This is a genomic window from Pseudomonas sp. B14-6 (assembly GCF_013260315.1).
Taxonomy (GTDB): Bacteria; Pseudomonadota; Gammaproteobacteria; order Pseudomonadales; family Pseudomonadaceae; genus Aquipseudomonas; species Aquipseudomonas mandelii.
This window is the reverse complement of sequence record NZ_CP053929.1, coordinates 2494458-2509029: the sequence shown is the minus strand read 5'-3', so window position 1 is coordinate 2509029 and position 14572 is coordinate 2494458. Positions and strand designations below refer to the sequence as shown.

12 protein-coding genes, 4 tRNA genes and 1 pseudogene are annotated in these 14572 nt (G+C 58.8%); 11 read left to right on the top strand and 6 right to left on the bottom strand.

Going from position 1 to position 14572, the window contains the following annotated elements; genetic code table 11:
• Positions 1 to 95: 95 nt before the first annotated feature.
• Entirely contained in the window at positions 96 to 1016 is a 921-nt protein-coding gene (gene rdgC, locus HP062_RS11375; protein WP_077749804.1) for a recombination-associated protein RdgC, read from the bottom strand.
• Positions 1017 to 1176: 160 nt separating this feature from the next.
• Between rdgC and HP062_RS11370 the strand changes: the two genes are divergently transcribed.
• The 4 genes from HP062_RS11370 (at position 1177) to HP062_RS11355 (ending at position 1708) form a co-directional block, all read left to right on the top strand.
• Positions 1177 to 1252: transfer RNA gene (locus HP062_RS11370), tRNA-Val, on the top strand.
• An 18-nt stretch (positions 1253 to 1270) separates the two neighbouring features.
• Positions 1271 to 1347: transfer RNA gene (locus HP062_RS11365), tRNA-Asp, on the top strand.
• Between the two features lie 189 nt (positions 1348 to 1536).
• Positions 1537 to 1612 (top strand) — tRNA-Val (locus tag HP062_RS11360).
• A gap of 19 nt (positions 1613 to 1631) precedes the next feature.
• Positions 1632 to 1708 (top strand) — tRNA-Asp (locus tag HP062_RS11355).
• Between the two features lie 85 nt (positions 1709 to 1793).
• Here the strand turns inward: HP062_RS11355 and HP062_RS11350 are convergent.
• Both HP062_RS11350 and HP062_RS11345 read right to left on the bottom strand, forming a co-directional pair.
• A complete protein-coding gene (locus HP062_RS11350; protein WP_172791421.1) occupies positions 1794 to 2927 on the bottom strand; it encodes a catalase family protein in 1134 nt (377 codons plus the stop codon).
• Positions 2924 to 4732, bottom strand: coding sequence for a di-heme-cytochrome C peroxidase (locus HP062_RS11345; RefSeq protein WP_172791420.1), 1809 nt, complete (start codon positions 4730 to 4732; stop codon positions 2924 to 2926). Before HP062_RS11345 ends, HP062_RS11350 begins: the two co-directional genes overlap by 4 nt.
• Before the next feature lie 271 nt (positions 4733 to 5003).
• Between HP062_RS11345 and HP062_RS11340 the strand changes: the two genes are divergently transcribed.
• The 6 genes from HP062_RS11340 (at position 5004) to HP062_RS11315 (ending at position 8461) form a co-directional block, all read left to right on the top strand.
• Positions 5004 to 5717, top strand: a complete 714-nt coding sequence (locus tag HP062_RS11340) for an FKBP-type peptidyl-prolyl cis-trans isomerase (RefSeq protein ID WP_010456752.1) — start codon at positions 5004 to 5006, stop codon at positions 5715 to 5717.
• A gap of 293 nt (positions 5718 to 6010) precedes the next feature.
• Positions 6011 to 6466 carry a YkvA family protein gene (locus tag HP062_RS11335; protein WP_010456751.1) on the top strand — a complete coding sequence of 152 codons (456 nt, stop codon included), beginning with the start codon at positions 6011 to 6013 and terminating at the stop codon, positions 6464 to 6466.
• A gap of 114 nt (positions 6467 to 6580) precedes the next feature.
• On the top strand, positions 6581 to 6922 hold the full coding sequence (locus tag HP062_RS11330; protein WP_172791419.1) for a helix-turn-helix transcriptional regulator: 342 nt from the start codon (positions 6581 to 6583) through the stop codon (positions 6920 to 6922).
• Positions 6919 to 7290: a hypothetical protein gene (locus HP062_RS11325; RefSeq protein ID WP_003223109.1), complete on the top strand. Its 372-nt coding sequence runs from the start codon at positions 6919 to 6921 to the stop codon at positions 7288 to 7290. The genes HP062_RS11330 and HP062_RS11325 overlap by 4 nt, the downstream gene beginning before the upstream one ends.
• Positions 7291 to 7698 carry a sel1 repeat family protein gene (locus HP062_RS11320; protein WP_077748156.1) on the top strand — a complete coding sequence of 136 codons (408 nt, stop codon included), beginning with the start codon at positions 7291 to 7293 and terminating at the stop codon, positions 7696 to 7698.
• 439 nt (positions 7699 to 8137) lie between these two features.
• Positions 8138 to 8461: a hypothetical protein gene (locus tag HP062_RS11315; RefSeq protein ID WP_172791418.1), complete on the top strand. Its 324-nt coding sequence runs from the start codon at positions 8138 to 8140 to the stop codon at positions 8459 to 8461.
• 224 nt (positions 8462 to 8685) lie between these two features.
• Here the strand turns inward: HP062_RS11315 and HP062_RS11310 are convergent, their stop codons facing one another.
• Entirely contained in the window at positions 8686 to 10476 is a 1791-nt protein-coding gene (locus tag HP062_RS11310; RefSeq protein ID WP_102595825.1) for a bifunctional diguanylate cyclase/phosphodiesterase, read from the bottom strand.
• Positions 10477 to 10596: 120 nt separating this feature from the next.
• A complete protein-coding gene (locus HP062_RS11305; protein ID WP_010456732.1) occupies positions 10597 to 12678 on the bottom strand; it encodes a carboxy terminal-processing peptidase in 2082 nt (693 codons plus the stop codon).
• A 140-nt stretch (positions 12679 to 12818) separates the two neighbouring features.
• Here HP062_RS11305 and HP062_RS11300 point away from each other — a divergent pair.
• A pseudogene (locus HP062_RS11300) lies at positions 12819 to 13779 on the top strand (zinc-binding dehydrogenase).
• 54 nt (positions 13780 to 13833) lie between these two features.
• On the opposite strand, the gene HP062_RS11295 reads toward HP062_RS11300, so the two are convergent.
• Positions 13834 to 14487 carry an HAD family phosphatase gene (locus HP062_RS11295; protein WP_083376031.1) on the bottom strand — a complete coding sequence of 218 codons (654 nt, stop codon included), beginning with the start codon at positions 14485 to 14487 and terminating at the stop codon, positions 13834 to 13836.
• Positions 14488 to 14572: the final 85 nt, after the last annotated feature.

Here is a 14572-nt window from a genome sequence, read left to right as displayed (position 1 = left end):
GCCTGCTCGCGAATGCGGTGTATCAGTCGACATAAATGCCGACTGTCACAACGCCTTCGCGAGCAGGCTCGCTCCCACAGTGATATCACACGCTTTTAGATCCCTTGCGGAAGCTCTTCACCGCCCAACGCTTCAACCAGCGCCGGCAGGAAGTCGCCGAACGTCAGCATCATCAAGGTGAAGCTGGCGTCCAGCTGGCCGAGGGCTTCTTCGCCGCCGTCCTGCTCTGCCTGATCTTGCAGCAGGTCTTCGAACTTCAGGCGCTTGACCACCATCTTGTCGTCGAGGACGAAAGACAGCTTGTCTTGCCAGGCCAGTGACAGCTGAGTCACCACTTTGCCGGTGCTCAAGTGCAACTGGATTTCTTCGCTAGTCAGGTCCTGACGCTTGCAACGCACGATGCCGCCGTCTTCGTGGGTGTCGCGCAATTCGCACTCGTCCAGCACAAAGAAGTCGTCCGCGGCTTTCTGGGTGGTGACCCATTCGGTCATGGTCGCAGTTGGCGACATTTTAACGGTCAGCGGACGTACCGGCAGTGTGCCGATCACTTCGCGCAGAGTGGACAGCAGGTCTTCGGCGCGTTTCGGGCTGGCCGAGTTCACCAGGATCAGGCCCTGTTTCGGCGCGATGGCGGCGAAGGTCGACGAGCGACGGATAAAGGCACGCGGCAGGAACGCCTGGATGATTTCATCCTTGATCTGGTCGCGTTCCTTTTTATAGACCTTGCGCATTTGTTCGGCTTCGATCTCTTCGACCTTTTCCTTCACAGCGTCACGCACGACGCTGCCCGGCAAGATGCGCTCTTCCTTACGGGCGGAGATCAGCAGGAAGTCGCCGCTGACGTGCACCAGGGGGGCATCTTCGCCTTTGCCGAAGGGCGCGACGAAACCATAGGTGGTCAACTCCTGGCTTGCACATGAACGCGCCAGTTTGGTGGCCAGTGCAGTTTCCAACGCCTCGGCATCAAAAGGCAGATCTTGGGTCAGGCGATAGATAAGCAGGTTTTTGAACCACATGGGGCGAGTCTCTCCTTTATACAAAGGGGGGCATTATTCTCTTAGCGAAGCCATAGGCCAACCCTTCTCTAAGCCTTTGGAAGGCCTGCAAAAATTATTGTAAAAAGTGCTTGCCAGAGGTTGGGTCGCTCCGTAGAATGCGCGCCACACCGAAAGTGAAGGGTGATTAGCTCAGCTGGGAGAGCGTCTGCCTTACAAGCAGAATGTCGGCGGTTCGATCCCGTCATCACCCACCATTCGCTTTAGTGTTACGCGCAGCGGTAGTTCAGTCGGTTAGAATACCGGCCTGTCACGCCGGGGGTCGCGGGTTCGAGTCCCGTCCGCTGCGCCATATTCGGTAACCTGGAACGCTGAACGCCAGGTCACCACGGAAAAGCCCGCTCAATGCGGGTTTTTTTCTGTCTGTTGTTCCTGCGGAATGTGTTGTTTCACCGGTTTTCAGATTTTTTTGAAGATTTATTCAATTAAATCAACACTTTAGGAAAATCTGTGGCACAATGCGCCCCGCAACGAAGGTAAAGGGTGATTAGCTCAGCTGGGAGAGCGTCTGCCTTACAAGCAGAATGTCGGCGGTTCGATCCCGTCATCACCCACCACTTACTTTCAACGCTACGCGCAGCGGTAGTTCAGTCGGTTAGAATACCGGCCTGTCACGCCGGGGGTCGCGGGTTCGAGTCCCGTCCGCTGCGCCATATTCGGTAATCTGGAACGCTGAACGCCAGGTCACCACACAGAAAGCCCGCTTTATGCGGGCTTTTTGCTGTCCGGGATTTGGCTTTATTGCTCGGCGTTGCGGCTGTGGCGGTAATCGCTGACCGCTTCGTACACCGCCTTGCGCAGACGGTTGATCCCGCCAATCGGGCGATGAGCCTCAAGCCCGAACCACGGGTTGAACGATTGGTTATCGCATTGCACGTTTAGCGCTGGCGTGTCGAAGTCCTGGGCGGGCAGCCTGATCCGTGCCACGGTTTGGAACGGCGCATCCTTTTCCTTCCATTGGATACTCGTGTCCTCGATCGGCATGTACTTGCCCGGATCCTGGCGCTGGATCTGCAAGACAAAGCACGCGGGCACCCGATCCGTCGACAACTGCTGATTCAGCGCATTGCGTAAAAAATTCGGCAGCTTCTGGTTCTGCGCCGGCAACGTGTAGGCCGGGCAACTGTCAGGGTCGGGCGTCACCCGAAACTTCGCATTGGCGTTACCGAACTTGTAGGGCGAGACCGAAAAGTACGTCGTCTGCGTCGGACTTTCCGGCGCAGGGGAGAGTGTCGCCAAAGCGATAAACAGATGACGGACCTGCCACGTGCGCGGATCCCATCCGGGGAAAAACGCCATCAGCTTCTTGCCATCGGCCTGGGCGGCCACATTCTGACGGTATTCGGCGACATCGCTGACGAAGAAATTCGGGTGGCTGAACATCACAAAGTCCTGTTCGCCACGGCTTTGTTGATCGGTGAGCAGTTGTTTGCCGGGCACGTCGTGCAACTTGATCGCCATGCCCCGGGCATCGCGGATACTGTCGAACTGCGGATAGGCATTGCCGTTGGACAGCCGCATCGTCGCTTGCCAGGTTTTGCCGGGTTCGCTGAATACGCCCTGACGCAGCGCTTGCGTCAGATCCGGCAGGACCTGGACTTCGGCCTTCACGCAGCCATGTGCCTTGGCGTGCGCATCACGCAGGTAGCGGGTGCTTTCCCGGTGCTGATCGACGATGCGCACGGCCGTCTGGATGATGTCCTGAGTCATCGCCGCTTCGCCATTCGGGATCAGTTCTTCAGCGGATACCGGTCCACTGTGCTGCCAGGCAAACCACGCCGTGGCCAGCGCCCAGCCGAGCACTCCCAGGCCCAGTACCCACAACAGGGTTTTGCCGAGAAAGGCGCCCAACCACATCCACAGTCTGCTCATGGCAATTGTGCCTCCAACGGGCCGCCCAACACTTTCAGATACTCCAGCAGCGCCCAGCGCTCCTGCGGTTGCAGCAGGCGACCGATGACGCCGTTACCCAACTTGCCAGCACGGAATTCGTGGCCACTGTTGTGATTGCCGGTGATGCGCGTGTCGAACTTGAAGCCATTGGTAAAGGCCTCGGTGCGATAGCCCAGGTGCCTGGGGTCGTACTCGAACGTGCCTTTGAAGAAGGTCGTTGCGCGTTCATCCTGGGGCGAGAGCAGTTGATAGAGGCTTGGCACCGAACCGTTGTGCAGAAACGGCGCCGTTGCCCAGGCGCCGGCCAACGGACGGGCCTTGTAGGCGCGCAATTCACGCACGCCAATCGGCAGGCCGAAGCCATCCATCTCCGGACGCTCGGCCTCGGGGATTTTCGCCTCGCGATAAGCACGGTTTCCTACGAAAGCGGTGACGTAGGCCAGGCCTTTGGCTGACGAGAGTTTTCTCATGTCCAGCGGTTCGGCGGGCGGCGGCTGCAACTGCACATCCAGTTTCGCCAGCTCCGCCGGGTCCCATTGCAAGGCGCTGAGGTCGAAACGATGGTCGGCGATGTTATTGGCCGCGCCCGGGTCTGTGCCGATGTAATCCACCGGCAGCATTTTCAGGTGTTGCACCCAACGCCCGTTGGTCTGGACCGATCGAGGCACGTGGCAACCGGCGCAGTTTTCGCTGAACAATTCGCGACCTTTGACGGCCAGAGGCTTATCGACAGCGCCGAGCAGCGCTTCGGGCCAGGCCGGTGGTTTGAGCCGTTGCAGGGTTTGTTCGATCTGGTGCAAGTCGCGCAAGCGGACACTCGACGGATAGCGCTCGTCACCTTTGAGCGGCTGGCCATTGGCATCGAAGAAATCCAGGGTGGCACCGACGCCCAGCGCTTCGCCGATGTTGCGGGCCATCGGTTGCTGCGCCGAACCGTTCCATTGCACCCAGTCGAAGGTCCACATGTCCCACAGTTGCGGGTAGTCCACCGGCGCATTCGCCACGCGGTAATTATCAGGTGAAATCGCATCGCCGAAGCTGGCATTGGCAATGCGCCCGAAAGCGTCGGTGCGGCCGGGGCCTTCCTCGGTCGGATAGAGCCCGCGATGGGTATCGTTCCAGGCCACTTTCACGAACATATTGAGGGAGGCTTTGAAGTCTTGGCGCAACTGTTGGCGGCGGGTGTCGTAGTCCTCGCCCAGCACGTTGCGGGCGAAACGTTCGAATTTCCACGGGTTGTAATAAGTCGAGACCAGACTGGCGACAAGTGCTTGTCCGAAACTGCCACCGCGTAGTGTAGGAACACTGGAAGGCAGGACATGCTGCGCCGAACCGCCGTCGATCCGCACGGCCTGGCCATTGAAACGCAGTTCACCGGTGTGGCAGGCGGCGCAGGTGATGTCGAGGAACTCGTTCTGGCTGCCGGGATTTTGATGGCGGGCAAACCCCACGGGCAAGTTGGCAGGGTTGTTCGGTGTGGCTTTCTGCTCGGGGTCGATCAGGAAACCAAAGCGTGCGAGGTATTCCGGGGCGGCGAAGCGATGTTCCGAGAAGGGCAGTTCGAGTTCCTTGAACCAGTCATAGCGCAAGCCTTTGACCTGAGTGCCCTGTGGGGTGAAGTAGTAAGTCTGGCGGTCGGCGGCGCTCCACTGTTCCAGGTAATGCACCTGTTGTGCGGGGGACCAGGTCGGCAATTTCGGGTTGGCGACGTAGTACAGCACCACGGCGAGGCCCAGCCCCAGCAGCACAGCGAACAACGCCAGCAGGCGGAATAAGAGGCGCAAGATAAACATCCTTGTCGATTTTGTAGCTCTCTTATGCCTCAGTGCTTGAGGTGCGGCAAGTGGCCATTACGCCAGATGCTGTGGGATCCGGTATTCGTCTCTGTGGGGCCCAAGATGACAGAAGCTTCATCGCTGCAATCCCGAAATGCGTTAAAACACCTGAACTTATCAGAAGTTTCCTGCTCTCATGCCGGTAGCCATTGGTCGTGGCCGCCTGATAAGCTCGCGGCTTTACTCGATTGCCCTTTAGGCGCATGAACAAGGAAATAGCATGAAACAGCATCGGTTGGCGGCGGCGGTGGCCCTGGTTAGCCTGGTACTTGCGGGTTGTGACTCGCAGACCAGCGTAGAGCTGAAAACCCCGGCGCAAAAAGCTTCCTACGGGATTGGCCTGAACATGGGCAAGAGCCTGGCTCAGGAAGGCATGGATGACCTGGACTCCAAAGCCGTAGCCCAAGGCATCGAAGACGCCGTCGGCAAGAAAGAACAGAAGCTGAAGGATGAAGAACTGGTCGAAGCCTTCGCAGCACTGCAGAAGCGTGCTGAAGAGCGTATGGCCAAAATGAGCGAAGAGTCGGCAGCCGCCGGCAAGAAATTCCTCGAAGAAAACGCCAAGAAAGCGGGTGTCACCACCACTGCTTCGGGCCTGCAATACGAAGTGGTCAAGAAAGCTGATGGCGCACAGCCAAAGCCGACCGACGTAGTGACTGTTCACTACACCGGCAAGCTGACCGACGGCACTACCTTTGACAGCTCCGTCGACCGTGGCAGCCCGATCGATCTGCCGGTCAGCGGCGTGATTCCGGGTTGGGTCGAAGGCCTGCAACTGATGCACGTTGGCGAGAAGTACAAGCTGTACATTCCTAGCGAGCTGGCCTACGGCGCCCAAAGCCCAAGCCCGGCGATTCCAGCCAACTCGGTGCTGGTATTCGACCTGGAACTGCTGGCGATCAAGGATCCAGCAAAAGAAGACGCCGCCAAGTAATCAGCGTCTGCTTTAAAAACAACGCCTCGCTTTATGCGGGGCGTTGTTGCATCTGGCGTTCAGCGAGGGTAAACAAAGCGAACGGATGCTGTACGGTGCAGTCATAGCCATTGAGGACGCCGTGCTAGCCGCGCCGGCGCGCCAAGTCAATGAAATCTTGGGTTTTTTTATGTGAGTAAAAAACGCCCGATCTGAGTTGAGCCCTTATAAAACGGGGCTTTCAGCCGTGAAATATAGCTCTGTTCACAAGGTTATCCACAATTTGTGTGGATAACATTTCAGCGGGAGGAATGATGAAAGCACCTTGGAATTTTGCTCGTTTCCTGCCACTCGCCGGACGCCTGCTTGCCCGTGGACGTTTGCCGACCCTGCTGTTCGCCGTCGCCAGCAAAGGGGCCAGTCAGGGCAACCGATTGGGCAAACTCAAAGACGATCTGCGCCTGATGCAGGCACTGTGCCTGGCCTACTGGCGTGGGGAGTACCGCGCCATCAGCCCGAAGGCGCTGATCTCGGTGGTGGCCGGCCTGATGTACTTCCTCAGTCCGGTGGATGCGATCCCCGACTTCATCCCGGTATTCGGCATGCTGGATGACATTGCCGTGCTGGCCTGGTTGATGAAAGTCCTCGACGATGAACTCAATGCGTTCCGTGCCTGGCGCAAACGTCAGTTGCCGGAGAAGCTTGCGGTGGTGGAGCGGCTCCCCGATACACCTGAGCAACTTCAGCTTCAAGGCCCGAAAAAAACCTGATTCGATTGAGGATCGTCCTTATATTCATACCCCCCGCGACCGTGGCCGCTGTTAGGATTACACTTCTAGGGAAAAGTGCCGACTCGCTAAGTGTCGTTGTCCTACGGGGAAGTCATGGATATTCAGATAATCACACGCGAAGGCGAGCCCGAATACGCGGTTTTACCGTGGGCTCAGTACCAGGCTCTACTGAAAGCAGCAGGCATCAACCAACAACCGGCGCCCGACACGCCGGCGCGTCAAGCCACATCATCAGACCCGATTCTTCCAGGTCTGGATCAACTACGCAGTTTGCGCGAAGGGAAGGGCATCGCCATTGAGGCGCTGGCCCGCACGGTAGGCGTCAGCCCGTCTTATCTGGCCCTGATCGAAAGTGGCGAGCGTCTACCCGACGCTGCGATTCGCCGCAGTCTGGCCTGGGAACTGACGGTGCCAGGGTGGAGGGATGAATCGTGAGCGTCCGCATCAGTCGTCAACATTGGGACGGGTTGTTGGGTGAGCTGGATCAGGCCCGCCGCCAACGGCATCTGCTGACTTATCGAGCCTTGCTGGAACGTTTGCAGTTGCCCACGCCGGCCATGCAAACCCTCACCGCTGCGCTGGAGCATCTGGCTGCGCTGGACGCCAAGGCCGAGCAGCCGCTGCGCAGCTCGCTGGTGATCAGCCAGGGCGCCAGCCGCCTTCCACGCACCGGTTTCTTCGAATGCGTCGAGCGTCTGGGGCGTTTCTCGGGACCGTCCGACGGTGTCGCCGCCGCCTCATGGCACGCTTCGGAAGTGGTGCGCGTGTTCGAATACGAATACCCGGAATCGGCGGAGGCCTGAGTGTTTTTACGCCTCAAGGCACGGGCCAGTTACTGGCTGGCCCGCCGATTGTTTCACTGGTCGTGGTTCGTGCGACAGCCCCGCGGCTGGAGCTGGCTCGAAGGCCAGTTCGCACGGATGGCCAATCTGGGTGATGTCGGCGCGCAAAGCTTCTATGGCCACATCCTGACCTTTCGTGGCGTTGGCCTTGGGGCTCGCGAGGAGGGTGTGCGATTGCTGCGCCTGGCGGCTTTGGCGGGGGATGGCAAAGCGGCGTATCAGGTGGGAGTGATCAGTTTGGCGGGGACGCCGAGCAAGGCGCCGGATCCGGTGGAAGCGGCGAGATTCTGGGAGATGGCGGCGAAGGCGGGGCATCCGTTGGCTGAGATGAAGCTTAAAGAGCTGGCGTCTCGGGAGGACGCGAAGTAGGCGTGGGTGGTTTTTGTAGCCAGTCATGGCTGATCAGGGATTTACCCTACGCAGTTCTCAGCTTCTCCTGACTTCTTTCCTGATTATTCCCCCGCAAAGTGCTGCGCGTTTAATGCTGTGGAAAACCATCGGAGATTTCCTTCGAGTTGTGGCGGCTTTCATGAACTGGTGCGAAGGAAGTTCACCCGATAGCCTTTGATGGTCACTGAACACTCAGTGGTGGGGTGTAGGAACCCTTTCGGCATCGGTATTGCGTAAGCGTCGAAACCTGATTTGCGGCCGTTAATGTGCGTCCGTAACATCTATTGCGGCGGCTGTGCGTGGGCACGCTTCGGCGTGGTCGAGTCTCCGATGCTCGGTATTCCTACCCCGCGTATAGCTGCCACCCAAGCCTGTAGGAAGGTTTTTGGCAGCTCCCATTGTCATCGGAAGGTCTCAAATGCCAACACTTCATCCTGATCCACCCTACGAAAAGCCAGTTTCCCATCCGAAAAACCGCTTCATGGCGCTGACAAGCAACTGCAGCGACATGCCCACCTTGTTCGTCGACACCCATGCGCCACTCGATATTCTGACCGACGCCGCCCGCTACCGAATCCGAGCCGTCACCCAAGTGCTGGAGAACCTCTCCATGCGCGGTTCAGTTGAATGCGATTCCATGATCCTCAGCGACTTCGCGTTGCTCTGCGCCATTCCGTTGCGCGATGGCTGTGATGTGCTGGATGTGGTTGGGCGGCGGCTGGGCGCGATGTCGTCGGAGTAGCGTCCAGCGCTGATTTGTGGCGAGGGAGCTTGCTCCCGCTGGGCTGCGCAGCGGCCCCAAAAACCTGTAATCCGGATTTTTCAGGTGCGCCTGGGTGAATGGTTTGCGGGGCGGTCCGACAAGTCCCTCGCCACAGGATCTGGGATTGCAGTTAGGTTTTGGGTCTGCTGCGCAGCCCAGCGGGAGCAAGCTCCCTCGCCACAAAAGCGAAGGCGTCCGTTCAATCACCGCTGCCCGATGATCAAATCCTCGTTTTGCACCGGCACCACCAAACTATCAATCACATACACGCTATACCCCGCCACATTCTTCGCGTGATGCTTGGCCTGCGAAGCCATCTCTGCCAACTGGCTCGCATCGAGTTGTCCACAGGCCTGTGGGTGTAAATGCACGACGCCGATCGACAATGACAGCAGTGGAAACTCCTGGCGCATGCCCTGGCGATTCGGTGCGATAAAGCAGCCGGCTTCCAGGTGTTCGCTGCGGTAGAAGCGTCGGCACTGGCTGTGGAAGTCGTCCAGCAACTGGTTCAGACGTTTGCGCCAGTCTTCCGGGCCGAGCACCAGCAGGAAGTCATCCCCGCCGATATGGCCAACGAAGTCGCGGGCCGGGTCCACCCGATCGTTCAGGCATTGCGCCAGACACAGCAGGACTTCGTCCCCACGGCCGTAGCCATAGATGTCGTTGAAGGGTTTGAAACTGTCGATGTCGACGTAACAGATCACCGATTCCCGCTCCTGTTGCAGCAGCCGCGTCAGGCATTGCTGGATGGGCACGTTGCCTGGCAACAAGGTCAGCGGGTTGGCGTAGCGGGCCTGCTGGATTTTCAGTTCGGTAATCAGCTTGAGCACATCGATCACCCGGCCCAGGCCCAGATAGCCGCCGTTGAGGGTGATGATGAAGTCCTCCTCGATGCGCTGGCGCGCGCGGCTGGTGATCAAGCGACTGACTTGTTGCAGTGACTGGCTCATCTCGACGGCGAGGAAGTCGTCGTTCATCAAGCGGCTGATGGGCTTGCGTGCGAACAGGTCGGTAGCAAAGGGCTTGAGCAGTGCGTCCGAGAGCGAATGCCGATGGACGATGCCGCAGGGATGGCCTTGCTCGTCAAGCACCGCCAGTGAGTTCAGGTTGGCCTGGCGGCGGAAAGCTTCCAGCACCGTGGCCGTCGGTGTGTCCCGGGCCACGGCCGGTTGGTCGTTGAGCAAGGCGCTGAGGTCACTGGCGTCATCATTCAAAGCCACTGCTGTGCTTTCCCGTTTTGGCATCAAGACTCGGGCGTCGCGAGGTGGATGCTCTTGAGGCCGACACAGCAAGTAGCCTTGCACCAGATCGACGCCCATCTCGGTCAACACCGCGAGCTCTTCCGGCAATTCGATGCCTTCGGCGATCACTTGTGCCCGTGAGGCTTTGGCGATTTGCAGGATCGAGCCGACGAATTCACGTTTGAGGGCATCCTGGTGAATGCCGTCGATAAAGTGCCGGTCGATTTTCACGTAATCCGGCCGCAGCTCGGACCAGAGCCGCAAACTCGAATAACCGGCCCCCAGATCATCGAGCGCAATGGAAAAACCCATCGCCCGGTAGTGATGCAGGGCATTTTGCAGCAACTGGAAGTCGTCGGTCGGGGTTTGTTCGGTGAGTTCGATCACCACCTGGCTCGGCGGGATGCCGAAGTCCTGCAGCAATTGCAGGGTGCGACCCGGTTGGTGAGCGGCTTCCAACAGGGATTCCGGAGAGACGTTGAGAAACAGTTTGCCCGGCAGCTGTTGTTCATTGAAGCGTCGGCAGGCACTTTCACGGCAGGCGATTTCCAGCTCGCTCAAGCGACCGGCCTGGCGGGCAACCGCGAACAATGCGATGGGGGAGTGCAGCGGACTGTTCGAGGGGCCGCGAGTGAGGGCTTCGAAGCCGACAATGCGTCGCTCAGAGACGGAAATGATCGGCTGGAACAGGCTGTGCAAACCGCTTTGAGCCAGAATGGAACTCAATGCACTCAGCTGTTCAGTGGTGGTCATGGCGATCTCTGGCGATAAAAAAAGGACTGGGAGCCATGAGCTCCCAGTCCTTTATTTCACGACAGAATGATGACTGTTTGATGACGCTCCGGGGAGCGTCAGCATTAAATTGCCATCATTTTAGTGCTTGGCGACCGCGGTGTTGAGTTTCAGGTAGTCCAACAGAATCCGCCCGGTCTCGCTCAAGTAGGCATCGTCTTCTGGCTTGGTCTTGTCCGGCTCGGCCGCGATGGCGTCTTCGTCTTCTTTCTTCAGCTCTTTGAGCGGCTCTTCGCCCTTGGCCTTGCGACGGATGTTTTCCATCACCAGTTGCTTGGCTTCGATATCGGCGTGTTGCGCACGGCGATCGGCTTCATTGAGGCTGACGGTTTTCTCTGTCATCAGCTTCTGGGCCAGGGCCAGCTTGTCACGAATGAACACGAATTCGGCGTCTTTGGCCGTGCGCACGTCATGCTCGGATTTGAGCTGCGTGATGTACGGTTTGAAAGGGTCGGCCGCCGGCTTGATGGCCGCGCGGATGGTGTCCCACGGCATGGCTTCCGGCAGGGCGCTTTCGCCGATTTCCTTGGTGTCGATGATCGACGGGTAATCGATGTCCGGCAGTACGCCCTGATGCTGGGTGCTCTGGCCGGAAACCCGGTAGAACTTGGCCAGGGTCAGTTTCAGCTCGCCATGGTTCAACGGCTGAATGGTCTGCACGGTGCCTTTACCGAAGGTCTGGCCACCGATAATCAGTGCACGGTGGTAGTCCTGCATGGCGCCGGCAAAAATCTCCGAAGCCGAGGCGGACAAGCGGTTGACCAGTAACGCCATCGGGCCTTTGTAGAATGCGCCCGGGTTTTCATCTTCCAGCACATCGACACGGCCGTCGGCATTACGCACCAGCACGGTCGGACCTTTGTCGATGAACAGACTGGTCAGCTCGGTGGCTTCCTGCAGAGAGCCGCCGCCGTTGTTGCGCAAGTCGATGACCACGCCGTCGACTTTCTCTTTCTGCAGCTCGGTCAGCAGTTTCTTGACGTCGCGAGTGGTGCTCTTGTAATCCGGATCGCCGGCACGGAACGCCTTGAAGTCGAGGTAGAAGGCCGGGATCTCGATGACGCCGAGCTTGTAGTCCTTGCCATCCTGTTTCAGGTTGAGCACCGACTTCTTCACTGCCTGGTCTTCAAGCTTCACCGCTTCGCGGGTGATCGGCACGATCTTGCTGGTCTGGTCGTTTGGCGCATTGCTGGCCGGAATCACTTCCAGGCGCACCACGGTGCCTTTCGGACCACGGATCAGCTTGACCACTTCGTCCAGGCGCCAGCCGACCACGTCGACCATCTCTTTGTTGCCTTGGGCAACGCCGATGATCTTGTCGGCCGGTGCAACCTGTTTGGTCTTGTCGGCCGGGCCGGCAGGTACCAGGCGCACGACTTTCACCTGGTCGTTATCGCTCTGCAACACGGCGCCGATGCCCTCGAGGGACAGGCTCATGTTGATGTCGAAGTTTTCCGCGTTATCCGGCGACAGATAGTTGGTGTGCGGGTCGTAGGACATGGCGAAGGTGTTGATGTACGCCTGGAAGATATCTTCCGCACGGGTCTGGTCCAGGCGCGCCAACTGGTTTTTGTAGCGCTTGGTCAAGGTTTCCTGAATCTGCTTGGAATCCTTGCCCGCGATCTTCTGCCGCAAGACTTCGTCCTTGACGCGTTTGCGCCACAGGTCGTCGAGTTCTGCGGTGGACTTGAGCCAAGGGGCGTCCTTGCGATCGATCAGCAAGGTTTCCTTGGTATTGAAGTCGATTTTGTCGACGCCCTTGTTCAGCTCGGCAAGGGCAAAGTCCAGACGCGCTTTGACGCGGTCCAGGTAGCGCTTGTAGATGGTGAACCCGGCGTTGAGATCGCCGCTTTTCAGGAAGTCGTCGAACTGGGTCTTCCACTTGTCGAATTCGGCAATGTCGCTGGCCATGAAGTAGCTGCGCGACGGATCCAGCAGCTTGAGGTAGCTGTCATAGATGATCACGGAGCGCGCGTCATCGAGCGGCGGCTTGCTGTAGTGATGGCGCTTGAGCAGTTCGACGACGTTCAGGCTGGCTATCACTTCGTCACGATCAGGCTGAAGCTTGTCCCAGCTATTGGCTGCGAATGTATTGCTCGACATCGGCAACAGGCCGATACCAATGAATAGGGCTAGGGCGGTGCTGGGGAAAAAATGCTTCATGCTGATTCGACGCGGAGACAATTGATCACGCATATTAGGCCGTCTTTGAAGTCGCCGGTTCCACAAAGGGCCGGTCACATAATGCAAGAAAGCCCGGCGCTACAGCTACGGGCTCAGTCCAGACTCACTATGGAGGCACTGTGAAAGCATTGCAAGGCGTGGAAGGTCAAGTGGAGTGGGTTGAAGAGCCCAGTCCTACATGCGATGTAGGACAAGTTCGGATTCGAGTGGCGGCAGCAGGCCTCAATCGCGCCGATTTGTTACAGAAAGCAGGGCTTTATCCGCCACCGCCGGGAGCCAGTCAGGTACTGGGTCTTGAGTGTTCGGGGGTGATCAGCGAAGTCGGCCCGGGCTCGTCCTGGCAAGTCGGCGATCGGGTCTGCGCCTTGCTGGCCGGGGCGGGATGGCCGAAGAGGTAGTTGTCGACGGACGGCATGTGCTGCCGGTCCCCGAAGGTTTGTCCCTGGCCGAGGCGGCGGCGTTGCCGGAGGTGTACGCGACCGTCTGGCTGAATTTGTTTCAACTCGCTGCGCTCAAACCGGGTGAGAAAGTTCTTCTGCACGCCGGAGCAAGTGGAATCGGTTCAGCGGCCATTCAGCTATGCAAGGCCTTTGGCAACCCGTGCTGGGTCAGCGTCGGTTCCGCCGAGCGTCTGGCTTATTGCGAAGCGCTGGGTGCGCAGGGGGGGTGGTGCGCACGGGCGACCTGGACAGCTTGCGCGACCTGGGACCGTTCGATGTGATTCTCGATCCGGTCGGCGGCAACTACGCCGCGCTGAACCTGAAAATGCTGGCTCTGGATGGTCGCTGGGTGCTGATCGGCTTGATGGGCGGTCGTGATGCGAACCTGGATCTGGCGCAGGTTCTGGCCAAGCGCGTGCAACTGCTGGGCTCGACGTTGCGCAGTCGCGATGAGCAGTTCAAGGCGGATTTGTTCAGTGATTTGAGCCAGCATGTGTGGCCGTTGTTTGCTGAAGGGCGGTTGAGTCCCCAGTTGGCGAAGACCTACCCGATCAAGGACGCCGAAGCGGCGTTTGCGGAGTTGGCGAGTAATAAGGTGGCGGGGAAGCTGGTCCTGATAATCGACCCAAGCCTGACCTGAAGGACACACTGAACCTGTAGGAGCGAGCGGGCGGCGCTCCTACAGGGGTATCGGTTACTTCCAGATATGGATTGGCCAGCCGGCTTTTTCGGCGTGCTCAAGCAACACCGGATCCGGGTTCACCACGTGTGGGAAATCCACCTTCAACAGCAGCGGTAAATCGTTACGCGAGTCGGAATAGAAACTCGCACCTTCCAGATTCTCCTCTTCCGCATCCAGCCACTCCAGCAACCGGACGATCTTGCCTTCGCGGTAGGTCAGGGTGCCGACGGTCTGACCGCTGTAAACGCCATGCGTCACTTCCAGTTCGATGGCGAGAATCTCGTCGATGCCCAGACGGTCGGCAATCGGCTTGACCAAGTGCGTGCCCGAGGCCGAGATCACCAGAATCCGGTCACCGGCCTTGCGATGGGCGGCGATGGCTTTGGTGGCGTCACTGAAGATGATCGGCTCGATGAAGTCTTCCACCCAAGGCCCGACCAAATGCTCGACCTCTTCCGGTGTGCGCCCGATCATCGGCTCCAGGCTGAAGGTCATATACTCCTCCATGCGCAGTTTGCCGTGGCTGTAAGCGTCCATCAGTTCGTTGTTCTGACGCATGAACGACTCGGGATCGACCCAGCCCAGGCGGCCCATTTGCGCGCTCCAGAGGGTGGCGCAGTCGCCGTGGATCAGGGTTTCGTCCAGATCAAAAATTGCCAAGGCCATTAGTGCGGTTCTCTCCGAGAACAGCTTCAAGCGGCAAGTTTCAAGCCGCAAGAAGTGATTGAGGTGGTGAGCAGTTTACAACTTG